Raw genomic sequence first — 13,084 nt, 5'->3', positions numbered from 1 at the left:
GCCGCGCCCCCGATGCCGCTCAGTTCGAGGGCCGCCACCACGGCGCCTCTGCCGTGTCGCCCTGGTCGCGGCGGGTGCCGTCGGCGCGGATGGGCGCCGTGCCGCTCGCGTCGCCGCCACCGCTCGGCGCGGTCGACAACCAGCCCCGGTGCTCGCCGTTCACGACGGGCACGGGCTGTGTGCGCGCCTCGCCGTCGTCGAACGGGCGCGGTTCGCGTTCGTCGACGCGGCCCTGCTCGCCGGAATCGCCCTGCTGCGGCATCCCCGTCATGAGCGCCGACGCCGCGCCGCCGCGCCCGCCGCCCCGGAGGCCGGCCCGCTGGATGACGCGCTGGATCGTGAGCCCGCGCTGGTCCGGCGATCCGACGAAGCGGATCTCGCGCAGCCCCTGGTCCTGCGCGGCCGACTCGAAGATGAAGTGGCCGTAGTTGAGCACGCGACCGATGATCGGCTTGTGCACCGAGATGTCGAGGATTCGGGTGAGCGGCATCGTCGCGATGCGCTGCGAGAGGATGCCGTGCACCCGGAACACGCGCATGTTCGTCACCACGAAGCGGTCCATGCGGCGGCCGAGGATGCGCCGGCCGCCGTCGAGCACGAGGAAGAGCGCTCCGAAGATCGGGATGAAGTACGCCGGCGAGGGCAGCACCGTGAGCAGCAGCAGCACGGGGATCGCCGCCGCCACCTCGAGCGCGGCCGCGACGTTCGCCGCCCAGTGCTTGGTGACCTCGTCGACGATCACCTCGCCCTCATCGGCGATGAGGTGCCGCTCGACGTGCGGATCGAAGAAGCCCATGCGCGCTCCGTGCTAGGAGACGAGCGACATGAAGAACGTGCCGATCGAGCCGACGGCGTTGAACACGGCGTCGACGGCGCCCTGCACCGCGGTGGCCGCGTCCTCGGGGCGCGTGATCAGGTAGAACGCGGCGAAGACCACGACGAGGCCGAGGAGTATGCGCTTGACCAACTTCATGGTTTCTGCGTTTCCCTTCATGTTCGTGCGATGGCATGCCGCCACCCCACGAGCCAGCCCTGACCCGGCATTCTTACCGCATGGATGCCTCGGGCCGGGGGCGGCGCGCCGCACGGCGCCCGGGTCGGGGCCGGTCGCCGACCTCCCTCGCCCGATAGGATTTCTCATGACGACGGGCTCGGCGGGGCCGGAGAATGAGGGGCCATGGCCGGCATCGAAGAGGTCGCGAAGCTCGCGGGAGTGTCGACCGCGACCGTGTCGCGCGCGCTCAGCGGCCGCGGCCACGTGTCGGCCGCGTCGAAGGCGAAGGTGCTCGACGCCGCCGCGCGGCTCGGCTACGTCGTGTCGTCGAACGCCTCGTCGCTCGCGTCGGGCCGGACGCGCAACATCGGCGTCGTCATCCCGTTCTTGAACCGCTGGTTCTTCTCGTCGGTGCTCGAGGGCGCGCAGCAGGCGCTGCTGCGGCACGGCTACGACCTCACGCTCTACAACCTCTCGGGCGACGGGCAGGAGCGCGCGAGCGTGTTCGAGCACTTCCTGCTGCGACAGCGGGTCGACGCGGTCATCGCGGTGTCGCTCGAGCTCACCGAGCCCGAAGTGGCCCGGCTGCACGAGCTCGGCAAGCCGCTCGTCGGCGTCGGCGGGCCGATCCCCGGCGTGCGCACGCTCACGATCGACGACGTCGCGGTCGCCCGCCTCGCGACCGAGCACCTCATCGGCCTCGGCCACCGGCGCATCGCGCACATCGGCGGCGACCTCGAGTTCGACGTCGACTTCCACCTGCCGACGAACCGGCGCCTCGGCTACGAGGGGGCGCTGCGCGACGCGGGCGTCGAGCCCGACGGGCGCCTGTTCGCGCCGGCCGACTTCACCATTCGCGGCGGGTACCACGCGACGAAGCAGTTGCTCGGCGCCCCGCACGACCGGCCGACCGCGATCTTCGCGGCCTCCGACGAGATGGCGATCGGCTCGATCCTCGCCGCGCGCGACCTCGGCCTCGTCGTGCCGCGCGACGTGTCGGTCGTCGGCATCGACGACCACGACCTCGCCGACTTCTTCGGGCTGACGACGGTCGCGCAGTTCCCCCGGCTGCAGGGCGAGCAGGCCGCCGAGATCCTCATGGACGAGCTCGAGCCCGCGACCGGCGACGCCCCCGCACCGGCGGCGACGCCGCTGCCGTACGAGCTGCGCGTGCGCTCGTCGACGGCGCGGCCGCCCGAGTAGCGTTCCGCCGGGCCTCGGTCACTCGACCGCGTCGCCCCCGCTCATGACGGCACGTGCGCACGGAGGTAGGCGGCCTGGTCGTCGGGGATCGTGGGAACCGGGACCGTCACGTCGGAGCCGCGCCACGCCGACGGGTTGACGCTGAGCGCCGAGTCGATGAGCGAGCGCGAGACGACCTCGTGGCGCGTGAAGCGGATACCGCCGAATGCGTTGAGCTCGAAGTCGCCGACGAACTCCCAGTCGCCGTTGCCGACCGGGTCGAACGCCCCCTCGTAGTGGTAGCTCAGCGGCCACGATCGAGGGTCGGTGCCGGTCGGGATCCGGTTCACGGCCGTGATGACCATGCTCGCCGAGGAGTGCGACCAGTCGCTCGTCTCCGACAGGTCGCGCGAGACGATCGGCGTCGACATCTCGCCGTAGTCGTTGCCCTCCCACGAGACGGTGAGCGTGGCGTGGGCGGTGCCGACCCTGATCTGCGGGAACCGGAACAGCTCGCGCGTGAACGCGTGCTTCGGTCGCATCGCGCCCGGCATCTGCAGCCGCGCCTCGGGGGTCAGCAGCCGCTGCTGCTTGTCGTAGCTCACCGAGAGCGTGCCGCCGGGGAACGCGTTGACCTGGGTCTGCACGATCGACGCCGCGGCGAGGCCCACCTGGATCGCCTCGGCGGCGGTCAGCAGCGCGGCCGGGTTCTGCTGGTAGGCGTACTCGCGCACCTCGCGCGAGGCCGGCACCGCGAGGGCGACCGCCCCCGTGAACAGCTCGGACTCGGCGCGCCGGCGCTCGGCGAGCGCCGCGCTGTCGACGACGCCCTGGGGGCTGCGCACCCGCACCCACTTGGCGATCTCGACGGGCACCTCGTCGAGACGCCCGTCCTCCAGCAGGCGCAGCACCGCCGAACGGCTGAAGGCGTGCGAGCCGATGCCGCACGCGAAGCTCACGATGGCGTCGACCTGGTGCTGTGCGAGAGGGTGCGCGATCTTCAGCGAGATGAAGTCCTCGGCCGAGGCGATCCGCCGGGCCAGTTCCGCATCGCCTGCGTCGCCGGGCGGCAGCAACGGGCGCTCCCAGCGGGTGACGAACGCCCGGCCGGCCGGCGACACCGCGCGGGCGACCGACAGCGACCCCGACCATCGGCTCCCGGCTCGGGCGGCGGGCCGGCGGCGGTCGCCGGTCGGCGCCGACAGCACCGTGGTCATGAGCATCGACTGAGCCGAAGCCGTCGGCGCGGGAAGCGTGTCGGTCGAGACGGTCAGCGCGCCGGCGCCGACGACCTCGGGTCGGCTGTCGCGAACGAAGTCCCACTCGGCGAAGTCGACCTGGCCGGCCAGCAGCGACGCCGGGAACGGCAGGGCGGCGATCAGGCCGCGCACGATGCCGTTCATGCTGGCGATCGCGCTGCGATAGGCGCCGGTCGCGGCGGCCTCGAAGGTGGCGCCGCCCTTCCACGCCGTCCAGAAGAAGTGCGTCGTCGGCTCGGGCAGGTAGTTGTTCGCGTGCGTGCCGACGCTCGTGCGGGCGCCGACGTGCAGCCAGGCGCCGTTGAGGCTCGAGCCGACGCAGTTCATCATGTAGACGCTGCGCAGGTTGAGCGGTCCGCCGAACTCGGTGCGCAACGAGCGGACCCGATCGGCGTCGACGCGGCCCTCCGCATCGATGTAGCGGCCCTCGTTGCCGTGCGTCAGGATCAGCAGGTCGACGACGCGGCCCGCTCGCGTGGCGTCGAAGAGCGTCGATCGGAGCTCGGCGAACGTCGCCGTGGAGTCGCGCAGCACCGTGACCTCGCCGTAGACGTCGGGCTTGGCCGCGCCGAACTGCTGCACGGCGAGTTCGGCCGACTCGATCAGGGTGTCGGTGGCGCGGCGCAGGCCGTCTTCGACGGCGGCGACGAGCCGGGCCCGCATCGCATCGGAGAGCACGGTGTCGGCGCCGGGCACGGCGCGGATCACGCGGTCGACCAGGTCGGGGATGCCGAGGTCGATGCCGCCGTTCTCGATGAGCACGACGAGCTGGCGGTCGGCGGCGCTCTGGGCGCGCGCCCAGCCGACACCGGGACGCCGTCCCGGTGCGGCGGCGAATGCGGTTGGCATGATCGTTCCTTCCGGCTGCGTCAGGCTCGGCGCAGGTGGCCGCCGCCGACGAGTTCGGCGATGAGCTGGTCGAGTTGCGCGGTGATGAGGTCGGCGGCCGCGTTGCTGAGCACGGTCGAGCCCGGCGTCGTGTACGTCTGCAACGCCGTGCGCAGGACGGTGAGCCCGGCCGAGGTCGGTTCGGGCGTGAAGCGCCAGACCCGGTCGACGAGCGCGCCGAGGTCGGCTCCGGAGGCGAGGATCGCGGGATCGCGCAGGTCGGCGACCGACTGCGCGACGGCCTGCTTCATCACCGCGAGCGTCGACGACTCGAGCGCCTCGTCGCCGTGCAGGCGCCACGGGACCGCCCCGGCGTTGTTGCCGACCATCACACCGGTGCTGTTGAGATGGTCGTGCAGTGCCTTGACCGCGACGTTGGCGATCTTCTCCGGTTCCTGCTCGGCGGCGCGCTGCAGCAGCGTCGCGAACCGCGACGCGCTGTTGATGTTGGCGTGCCAGCCGACACCGCCGATGCCGATGGTCGGGTCGGCCTGCTCGAGCTCGCTGAACCGGCGGGCGACCTCGCCGCTGAATGCGCGGTTCGCGACACGGGTGAAGAACGCCTGCCCGGCGGCGTTGAGGCTGCTGCCGTGGTAGAACTCGCGCCGGAACGCGTCGATCACGACCTCCTTGTTGACGAGGTGACCCGATGCGAACGCGTCGGTCAGGAAGTGGTCGGCGAACGCGTTGACGATGAGGGCGCTCTCGAGGGTCGGCGTACCGCTCGGGTTCGCGAGATGCAGCCGCTGCGACTCACGCAGGGCCTGCTGGTGCAGTTCGGCGTAGCGCGCCCGGTTGTCGCCGTGCGCCTGCGGGAAGCTCACCTCGATGACCGAGGGCGGCGCGAAGTGCGTGTAGTTCGTCGCCGCGAGGCGCAGGTAGCGCCCGCCCGTCGCCGTCGACCAGTCGGTCTCGGTCACTGGGTCGTTCCCGGTGCTCGTGCGGTAGTGCGCCGCGCTGCGTCGGATGTGGCCGCGCAGCGCGGTGAGCTCGCGCTCGGAGGCGCCGAGCAGGTCGGCGGGGTTCTCGAAGAAGTCGGGCATCGCGACGAGGTCGCCGTACGTGAAGTCGACGTTCGCGATGCGCAGCGGCACCGTGCCGACGTCGTCGCCGGAGCGCACGTGCTCCCCCGTGTCGAAGAACGGCCGGCTGAGGTCGGGGCCGGCGAGGCGGCCGACGTCGCCGAGCCGCACCGACGCGCCGCGATCGGTGGCCGCGCCGAGCGCGCCCCACACCGGGGTCGCCTGCGCCGGCGCTGCGGGAGCGGCCGCGCGCGTGTCGTCGATCGCGGAGAGGTCCTCGATGAACTCGCGCTGTCCGGCATGCACGGGCCCGGCCGCGGCCTGCGCGCGTCGTGCGGCGGCGGTGCCGGGCGCGGGCGCACCACGTCGCGACGCCTCCTCGTCGAAGCGGTCGAACCGGCGCTGCAGCTCGACGCTGCCGAGGTCGAAGCTGTTCGCGTAGGCCATGCTCTCGGCGATGCGGTCGAAGATCGCCTGCTCGTTCTTGGCCGGGTCGACGGGCGGCGGGGGCGGGGGCGGCGAGCCGTCGCGGTCGCGCATGCCGCCCATCGACGGGTCGAACACCTTGCGGCCGGTGAGGATGGCCTGCATGTCGGCCGCGAGGTCGTCTTCGGCGACGCTCGGCTTCGAGGGCGCGAACGCGGGTTCGGGTGACGACACCTCCGGCAGCGCCGGCGGTGCCGGGAGCAGCTCGGCGGCCGTCGGCGCGGGTGCGGGCGCCGACGGGGCGGCGGCGGGCGACGGCGCGACCGACGGCGACGCCCCGCCCGGCGCCGGCGTCTCCACCGACGGCGGAGCGGCGGGCGCAGAGGGCGACGTCGGCGTCGCCGAAGACGGAGTCGGCACGGTCGCCGCGGCGTACGGGTCGGGTGCGACCGGCGCCTCGGGGGTGCGGACGGTGTCGGCGGGTGCGGGCGGCGTCGACGCCGAGGCATCCGGGGTCGCTGGTGCCGCAGCCGGGGCGCCCGGCGCCGCGGGTGGCGTGGCGAGCGGTGCCGGCACGGGCTCTCCGCGCTCGACGACGTACTCCTCGAAGGGCTGCCCGCCCTGTTCCATCACCTCGGTGCCGGGGTCGACGGAGAGCGTCACGGCCCGGCTCCGCCGCGCCGGTGCCGGCGGTCGCCCGCTCGCGTAGCTCGAACGCAACAGCCGCGCGAAGTCGGCGTCCCTGCTCTGCGGTCTCGAATACATGACCCTCACGCCCTCACGTTGACTCGGACGACGGCGAACTGGTCGAACGTCACGACCACCTCGTTGTCGGCGGTGAGCGGATGCTCCTCGTCGAGGAGCAGGCTCAGGTGCGCCGGCCCCCGCGACAGCACCTCGACGAGCTCGCCGTTCAGCACGGCGACCGGCTCGAACGAGGCGTCGACGGCCAGGTTGCGCCCCTCGAGCAGGAGCACCGGTCCGCCCTCGGACTGCGACAGGCTGACCCCGTCGATCGACGGCGCCGACTTGCTGCGCCGAGACTGCTGGATCTTGCGCGCGATCTGGCTGTAGTCGATCTCGGAGTCGGTGACCGCGCCCAGGTCGACCTTGCGCGCCTCGAGCTCCTTGAGGTCGTCGAGCGAGTTGACGCCGATGCGGCGCAGCTTGGTGCGCGTCTGCTCGTCGACCTCGAGCGGGTCGATCGCGTCGACCGGCGCGGTGCCGCGCGCCTTCGTGCTGGCCCGCACCTGCTGGTCGGTGATCGAGTTCAGCTGGATCGTGAGCTTCGACGCGCCCTCCTCGCCGGGCTGCGCGGTGACGAACCGTACGGAGCCGTCGGCGTAGCTCGGGAAGGCGTTCACGTCGAGCGCCACCTCCTTCACCGAGTAGCTCAGGGGCTTGTTGATCGCCTTCACGGCGAGCGTCTCGCGGGTCTTGTCGAGCTCGACGACGAGCGAGTCCACGAAGTCCTCGAGGCGCCACGGCGAGTTCTCAGCCATCGTCCGGCTCCTGCTCGACGACGATGCGGATGGCGTGGAACACCGGGAGGTCGGCGGTCGCGACGTGGTAAAGCGGGGGCACCATGCCGATCTCGATCGAGGAGCCGCGCACCGTGAGGTCGAGCTCGATCGGCGTCTCGACCTCGCAGCCGACGATGGTCGTGCGCACTCCCGCCTCGCGGTCGTCGATCGGCGGCGCGAGCGGCAGCAGCCCGGGCAGCATCTCGTGCAGCGGCACGAACGCCTCGTCCATCATGCGCTCCCGTCGATCACGGCCGACGCGGGCTCGAGCCCGGCCTTCGTCTCGAACACGACCTCGTACCCGTCGAAGGCGTAGCCCGACGCGGTGGGCTCGGCCGATTCCTCGTCGACGGACGCGGCGAGGCCGAGCAGCCGGACGGCCTCGATCACCGGGAACCGCACCTCCTCGTCGGCGGTCGCGAGCACCTGCCCGTAGGGGTCGACCTCGGTCGCCGAGGCGAGGGTGAAGCTCCGCAGCCCGAGCACCGGCACGGCCCACAGCACGCCGCGGGTGTTGCGGCGGCCCTCGAACCGCACGTTCGCGACCGCGTCGCCGCCCTGCGCCGCGAGCCAGGCCGGCGCGGCGAACGCCGCCACGACCTCTGGGGCGAGCGGTTGCCCGCCGTCCCAGAGCGGGAGCAGCGCGTTGAGCTCGTGCACGCTGACCTCGAGGCCGGCCTTGAACCGCCCGGCGGTGAGCCGGCGAACCCCCTCGCCCTGCGGCCTCAGCTCGGAGCGGGTCTGCATGAGCCCGTTGCCCCGGTCGGCGGCGGTGAGGACGACGGAGTACCGGGTCGCGGCGTCGAACCCCCACAGGGGCAGCTCGCCGTCGTCGGCGTCGGTGCTCGCCCATACGCGGTTCCAGAACGACCGGAACCTGGCCATGTCGGTGAGCTCCCTCGGCTCACCCGCGACGCCGCCGCGCGCCCGCACGCTGCGCACGGCCCCGAGCACGATGCGCGTCGCGCTCGACGCCTGGTAGACGCTGCTCCGGCCCGGCCAGCGGAGCGACGCGGTGACCTCGAGGTCGACCTCGTGCGGCAACGCGGCGAGCTCGGCAGGGGTCAGGGCCACGCTGATCGGCGTGCCCGGCGCGAGGCCGGTGAGCCGCTGCGTCCGCTCGACGAGCCTCGTGCTCCCGCCCGGCTCGCCGATCGCGACGTCGAGCACGGCTCGCGGCAGCGGCGTCGCCGGGCCGTCGGTGCCGACGTCGAGTCGGAACCGCAGCGTGACCGCCTGCCCGGCGGCGAACACGGGGCGCGGGCCGCCGAGCCGCGGCAGCGGCGGGGCGAGCACCGGCGCGAGCACGGCCCGGCTCGCGGTGGCGGTGGTCGCCGCCGTGGTCGTGCGCGTGCCGTCGAGGCTCGAGGTGCCGCTCACCGCGCCCGGCGCGGGACCCGTTGAAGCCGCGGGGGGCGCGGCGGCGCTTGCGGCAGGTGCGGCCGCGGCCGCCGGGGTGCCGCTCGGCGCGGCGACCGCCGGGGCGGCACCGAGCAGGCGGCGGAGCTCTTCGATCGCGTCGACCGACTCGCCGCCCGGGCTCCCCGCGGCGCCGGTCGCGGCGCCGTCGCCGCCCGGCGCGGCGCCGGTCGCTCCCCCACCGCCCGGCGCCGCCGCTGCGAGCAACTGCAGCAGCCGCATGCGATCGGCCGAGCCGAGCACCTCGGTCACGAGCCGCAGGTGGTCGGTACGACGTTGGGCGCGTTGCGCCGCAGCCGCGTTCACGAGCTGCGGGAGTGCGCTGAGCACCGAGCCCGCGAGCCCCGCGAGGATCGCGTCGTCGATGCCGGCGATCAAGGCGCGCGCCGGTGCGACGCCCCAGTCGATGCGCATCGACTCGGGCGTGGCGAACAGGTCGCCGCCGGCCGGAACCGGGTCGTGCGGCGTCGCGAAGAGGTCGGCGCCCGGCGCCGCGGGCGCGGGCGCGGCGTGGGCCGCCGAGGCATCCGCCGTCGCCGGTGCCGTCGCCGACGGAGCCGGCACCGGCGAGACCGGCGCCGCAGCCGCCGCCCCTGTCGCGGGCGACGCGACGGCCCCGAGCACGCTGCGCAGCAGTTGCGCGAGCGCGTCGGGCGAGAGGGCGGATGCCTCGCCGCCGGTGCCCGACGCACCGCCGGCGCCGCCCGGGCCGAGCAGCTGCTGCAGCACGGGCCCCGCGACGCGCACGAGCGTGCCGAGCAGGTCGTCCATCGACGCAGGCCGGCTGTACGTCTCGCGTGCGCTGCAGGTCGCGACCGCGGTGCGGGCGCTGCGCGGCATCGGCGCCGCGCCCGGTGCGCCGACCGGCGCCGGCTCGCTCGACGACGCGCTCATCGCGAACCCCGATTCGGGAGCGCTGCCCCAAGCGTCGACGCGGTCGTCGTCGCCGGGCGCGTCGACGAAGGCGCCCAGCCGCACCGGCCGCGAGAATGCGGGTGCGCGACCGTCGGGCGCCGCGGCGCTCTGCACCTGCACGAGGCTGCGCGGCTCGGTGACCGCCGACCCCTCGAGACGGTACCGGGTGCGGGTGTCGAGATGACGCCCGGCGCGGGGGTTGCGACGCCATTCGCTGCGCCAGTACGGGCCGTCGAGCACGACGACCCCGTCGACGGCGCGCACCTGGGTGCCGAGCAGCACCCGGAAGTACGGGCTCGTGCCCGTGTCGATCTCGAAGACCCGTGCCTGCCCATCACCGTCCTCCTCCCGAAGCAGTGCCAGCGCCATGAGCGGTCGCCCCTATCGGCGGGCGGGGGCCGCCCCTCCCGGTGCGGCGCCGGGGGCGGCGCCCTGCCCGGGCGGCAGCGCCGCGACGCCGCCGTCGGCGTACATGGTCGCGAAGTTGTCGAGCTTGAAGTAGTCGGTCTTGAACTGGATGTTCACCTTGCCGGTGAGCTTGGCCGACAGCGTGTCGGTCGCCTCCTTCTGCGAGGTGTTCACCTGGATGTTCGTGTTCGTCATGCTCATGCTGCCGCTCGGGCCGCCGAAGAGGCCGCCGAGGGGCGGGTCGTACGACGCCTCGACGTTGACGACGTTGACGTTCTGGTCCTGGTGCGACGCCTGCGACTTGCGGTTCGCGGTGATCATGAACTCCACGCCCGCCTCGATGACGCCCTTCTCGACCACGAGCCGGGTGACGCCCATGAGCAGCACCTCGCGCAGTGCGGCGCGGTGCTCCTTGGCCATGTTGATCTTCGCCTCGAGGATGTGCCGCTTCACCTCGGAGTCCTCGGGGTCGACCTTGTCGCCCTCGGGCGTGGTGAGCGCCATCTTCTGCGAGCCGTCGGCGGCGCGCTCGGTCGTGACGCCGTACTGCGCCCCCCGCGTCTCGGCGAGTTTCAGGAACGACTCGTCGTCCTTGATCTTGGTGATGAAGTCGGCGGTCGACTTCGTCGCCTCCTTCATGAGCTTGATGTACGAGTCGGTCTGCTCCTTCATGACCTTCAGGTTCGCGTTGAACACCGCCTTCATCAGGTCGGCGACGAACTGCGGGAAGTCGACGCTGTCGACGAGTTCGTTGAACGCCTCGGTCGAGCCCTCGAATCCCGGGCGGTACCCCTCGAAGCCCATCTCCTCGCCCGAGTCGGTCGCCATCGCCTTGGCGACGTCGCGCGGGGCGAGACCCCGGCGGGCGCGTTCGCGATCGATCTCCTCCTCGACGAGGGAGAGGTAGACGCTCTGCTGGTCGGCCAGCGACATCGCCTGGAAGGGCCCGCTCGGCGCGAGCACCTCGACGGCGGTGGCTCGGGCCAGCTGCAGGATCTCCGCATCGGAGGGCCGCGTGCTCTCGTTCATGCTCTGCTCCGTTTCCGTGCCGGCTCACCCGGAGCTCAGAAGTCCCAGTCGTCGCCGGAGGCCGGTGCGCCCGCCCCGGTGCCCGGTGCGCCGGTCGGCGGCGAACCGAACGACGGCATGCCGGGCATTCCGCCGAGGTCCGGCATGCCGGGAAGGTCGGGAATCGACGGCATCCCGGGCAGCGGGCCCGACCCGCCGCCGGCCTCGGCCTCGTCGTCGCCGTGCTCCGAGGCATCCTCTTGCAGGATGCTCTGCGTCGTGATGAACGCGTCGACGTTCGAGATGAATCGCGAGAACGCCTCGTCCTGCTCGAAGGCCGACGGCGTGTACTCGGCGATCGAGGTGAGCAGTGCGTGCCCCAGCCGCGCCTTGTTGTTGAGCACGCTGGCCCGCGCCCGCTGGCCGCGGGTCGCCGCGAGCTTCTCGATGACCTTGAGCCAGGAGCCTCCGGCCGGCACGAGGTGCGAGCGGATCTCCTCGTGGCCCAGGATGCGGGTGATGACGAAGTCGAGCTCGGCGTTCATCATCGGGGTCATCACCGTCGCGAGGCCGACGCAGCTCGTCGAGAGGTTGTACTGCAGGTCCTCGACGGCCTGCATGACGTTCTGCCTCGACACGAAGTTGTCGGGGTGCGGGCTCACCTGGGCGCGCTCGAGGTAGCGGGCCGACTCGAGGATGAGGATCTTCCAGAGCCGGCCGAACTCCTCGTTCGCGGGGGCGTCGGCCGGCGTCGGCGCCTTGCCGAGGTCGAAGACCTGGCGGTAGTACGCCCGCCGCATCGGCTCGCGGGTCGCGTCGACCTTGTCGGTCGTGCCGCTGCGCGGGTCGAGCACCGGGAACCGGTTCGAGAAGACGTAGTCCTCGAGGTCCTTGCGGAGCACCGGGTCCTCGACGGCGAACCCGTCGTGGAAGAGGTACGTCGAGGTGAAGTACCGCACCGCGTCGAACACGCCGAGCTCGTCACCGAGCGTCATGACGTAGAAGAGCTGCGCCGCGCAGCGCACGGCCGCCGAGTTCACCGACTGGGCTGCGGCGTCGTCGCCGTAGAACGTCACGGCGAACGGGTCGTCGGGGCCGGCGCTCGGCATCGCGCCGCTCGTCGCCGCCTTCGCGAGGTACATGGGCACCATGTACGGCGCGTTCTCCTTCGTCACCGTGATGTGCGAGGTCTTGAGGTACTCGACGAGCGTCGGCACGAGCTCGGGCGGCACGTCCTTCACGCCCGAGGCGGCGATGAGCCCCGCGTACTTGTCGTGCTCGAGGTGGTCGCCGACCACGTCGAGCACGATGGCCTTGAACGAGTCGACCGAGAGCTTCGGCGCCCGCGCCAGGATGGCGGTGACGACCGTGCTGTCGTCGTCGTCGAGCTTCGGCACGCGAAGCTGAGCTTCCTGCACGAGGTCGCGCGCGGCTCCGACGGTGGCGTACGCGACGACGTCGCGCGCGCCGTCGCGGTGCGAGACGACGAAGTTGATGAGGCTCGTGCGCTGCCGGATGCCGTAGACGAGGTAGGCGCGGGCGAAGACCAGGTCGCGGATCCCCTCGTACGCGAGCACGGTGCGCACGTCGAAGTCGAGCGTCGACCACCGGGCGTCGAGCTCGTCGTCGAGCTCGTAGCGCAGGTCGGTGAGGTCGGTCTCGCCGTCGAGCACCTCGCCGATCGTGCGTTCGCCCGCGCCCGGCTTGTTCGCCCGCAGTGCGCTGACGAGGCTGTCCTCGGCCCACCGGCCGACGCCGATCGCCGCCGACCGGCGCGGGGTGAGCGGGCGCTCGACCCACTCGCGCACCGTGTCGAGCGCCTCGTCGCCGGGTTCGACGATCGCCTTCTGGAGGAACCCGTCGAGTTCGGCGAGCTGCGCGGCGACCTTCTGGTCGACTGCGGCCTGGTACCCTTGCACGGTCGCGAGCGTGCGCTTGATGCGGAACCCGCTCGGCGCGGACTTCCCGTCGGCGTTCAGGGAGCTGAGCGTGTACGGCATTGCGGTCTCCTCGGTGCGTGCGACCTGGCGCGGGCGGCGT

General features: G+C 72.7%; 11 protein-coding genes. 2 read left to right on the top strand and 9 right to left on the bottom strand.

Annotation, left to right across the window (positions count from 1 at the left end):
• Positions 1-19 precede the first annotated feature (19 nt).
• Both ACFWGP_RS10070 and ACFWGP_RS10065 read right to left on the bottom strand, forming a co-directional pair.
• Complete coding sequence (locus ACFWGP_RS10070) at positions 20-796, bottom strand: PH domain-containing protein (protein WP_231428781.1); 777 nt, start codon at positions 794-796, stop codon at positions 20-22.
• A 12-nt stretch (positions 797-808) separates the two neighbouring features.
• Complete coding sequence (locus ACFWGP_RS10065) at positions 809-973, bottom strand: hypothetical protein (RefSeq protein WP_231428782.1); 165 nt, start codon at positions 971-973, stop codon at positions 809-811.
• 204 nt (positions 974-1,177) lie between these two features.
• Between ACFWGP_RS10065 and ACFWGP_RS10060 the strand changes: the two genes are divergently transcribed.
• The gene (locus ACFWGP_RS10060; RefSeq protein WP_231428783.1) at positions 1,178-2,197 is read left to right on the top strand and encodes a LacI family DNA-binding transcriptional regulator; all 1,020 of its coding nucleotides are present in this window, start codon (positions 1,178-1,180) and stop codon (positions 2,195-2,197) included.
• Positions 2,198-2,238: 41 nt separating this feature from the next.
• On the opposite strand, the gene ACFWGP_RS10055 is transcribed toward ACFWGP_RS10060, so the two are convergent.
• Both ACFWGP_RS10055 and ACFWGP_RS10050 read right to left on the bottom strand, forming a co-directional pair.
• Entirely contained in the window at positions 2,239-4,284 is a 2,046-nt protein-coding gene (locus ACFWGP_RS10055) for a glycoside hydrolase family protein (protein ID WP_275506163.1), read from the bottom strand.
• Between the two features lie 20 nt (positions 4,285-4,304).
• Positions 4,305-5,936: a hypothetical protein gene (locus ACFWGP_RS10050; protein ID WP_376930826.1), complete on the bottom strand. Its 1,632-nt coding sequence runs from the start codon at positions 5,934-5,936 to the stop codon at positions 4,305-4,307.
• On the opposite strand from ACFWGP_RS10050, the gene ACFWGP_RS10045 reads away from it, so the two are divergent.
• The gene (locus ACFWGP_RS10045) at positions 5,935-6,480 is read left to right on the top strand and encodes a hypothetical protein (protein ID WP_376930825.1); all 546 of its coding nucleotides are present in this window, start codon (positions 5,935-5,937) and stop codon (positions 6,478-6,480) included. The two genes, ACFWGP_RS10050 and ACFWGP_RS10045, sit on opposite strands and share 2 nt — an antisense overlap.
• A gap of 61 nt (positions 6,481-6,541) precedes the next feature.
• Here the strand turns inward: ACFWGP_RS10045 and ACFWGP_RS10040 are convergent, their stop codons facing one another.
• From ACFWGP_RS10040 to ACFWGP_RS10020, 5 genes are read right to left on the bottom strand one after another with little or no spacing between them, the layout of a single operon-like run.
• Positions 6,542-7,273, bottom strand: coding sequence for a hypothetical protein (locus ACFWGP_RS10040; RefSeq protein ID WP_231428787.1), 732 nt, complete (start codon positions 7,271-7,273; stop codon positions 6,542-6,544).
• Positions 7,266-7,526 (bottom strand): hypothetical protein, encoded by a 261-nt coding sequence (locus tag ACFWGP_RS10035; protein WP_231428788.1) that lies wholly within the window; start codon positions 7,524-7,526, stop codon positions 7,266-7,268. The genes ACFWGP_RS10040 and ACFWGP_RS10035 overlap by 8 nt, the downstream gene beginning before the upstream one ends.
• Entirely contained in the window at positions 7,526-9,997 is a 2,472-nt protein-coding gene (locus ACFWGP_RS10030) for a hypothetical protein (protein ID WP_376930824.1), read from the bottom strand. The genes ACFWGP_RS10035 and ACFWGP_RS10030 overlap by 1 nt, the downstream gene beginning before the upstream one ends.
• 12 nt (positions 9,998-10,009) lie before the next feature.
• Positions 10,010-11,065, bottom strand: coding sequence for a hypothetical protein (locus ACFWGP_RS10025; protein ID WP_231428790.1), 1,056 nt, complete (start codon positions 11,063-11,065; stop codon positions 10,010-10,012).
• Positions 11,066-11,100: 35 nt separating this feature from the next.
• On the bottom strand, positions 11,101-13,044 hold the full coding sequence (locus ACFWGP_RS10020) for a hypothetical protein (RefSeq protein ID WP_376930823.1): 1,944 nt from the start codon (positions 13,042-13,044) through the stop codon (positions 11,101-11,103).
• Positions 13,045-13,084 lie beyond the last annotated feature (40 nt).

Source organism: Agromyces sp. NPDC127015 (genome assembly GCF_042725165.1).
GTDB lineage: Bacteria > Actinomycetota > Actinomycetes > Actinomycetales > Microbacteriaceae > Agromyces > Agromyces chromiiresistens.
This window is presented reverse-complemented; position numbering and strand designations above follow the sequence as displayed.

What these genes read in the sequence shown, in the direction of transcription:
- ACFWGP_RS10050 (WP_376930826.1), bottom strand. Translation starts at nt 5,936, where the DNA reads ATGCAGGCCATCCTCACCGGCCGCAAGGTGTTCGACCCGTCGATGGGC.
- ACFWGP_RS10035 (WP_231428788.1), bottom strand. Translation starts at nt 7,526, where the DNA reads ATGGACGAGGCGTTCGTGCCGCTGCACGAGATGCTGCCCGGGCTGCTG.
- ACFWGP_RS10065 (WP_231428782.1), bottom strand. Translation starts at nt 973, where the DNA reads ATGAAGTTGGTCAAGCGCATACTCCTCGGCCTCGTCGTGGTCTTCGCC.
- ACFWGP_RS10055 (WP_275506163.1), bottom strand. Translation starts at nt 4,284, where the DNA reads ATGCCAACCGCATTCGCCGCCGCACCGGGACGGCGTCCCGGTGTCGGC.
- ACFWGP_RS10030 (WP_376930824.1), bottom strand. Translation starts at nt 9,997, where the DNA reads ATGGCGCTGGCACTGCTTCGGGAGGAGGACGGTGATGGGCAGGCACGG.
- ACFWGP_RS10025 (WP_231428790.1), bottom strand. Translation starts at nt 11,065, where the DNA reads ATGAACGAGAGCACGCGGCCCTCCGATGCGGAGATCCTGCAGCTGGCC.
- ACFWGP_RS10060 (WP_231428783.1), top strand. Translation starts at nt 1,178, where the DNA reads ATGGCCGGCATCGAAGAGGTCGCGAAGCTCGCGGGAGTGTCGACCGCG.
- ACFWGP_RS10070 (WP_231428781.1), bottom strand. Translation starts at nt 796, where the DNA reads ATGGGCTTCTTCGATCCGCACGTCGAGCGGCACCTCATCGCCGATGAG.
- ACFWGP_RS10020 (WP_376930823.1), bottom strand. Translation starts at nt 13,044, where the DNA reads ATGCCGTACACGCTCAGCTCCCTGAACGCCGACGGGAAGTCCGCGCCG.
- ACFWGP_RS10040 (WP_231428787.1), bottom strand. Translation starts at nt 7,273, where the DNA reads ATGGCTGAGAACTCGCCGTGGCGCCTCGAGGACTTCGTGGACTCGCTC.
- ACFWGP_RS10045 (WP_376930825.1), top strand. Translation starts at nt 5,935, where the DNA reads ATGTCGGCCGCGAGGTCGTCTTCGGCGACGCTCGGCTTCGAGGGCGCG.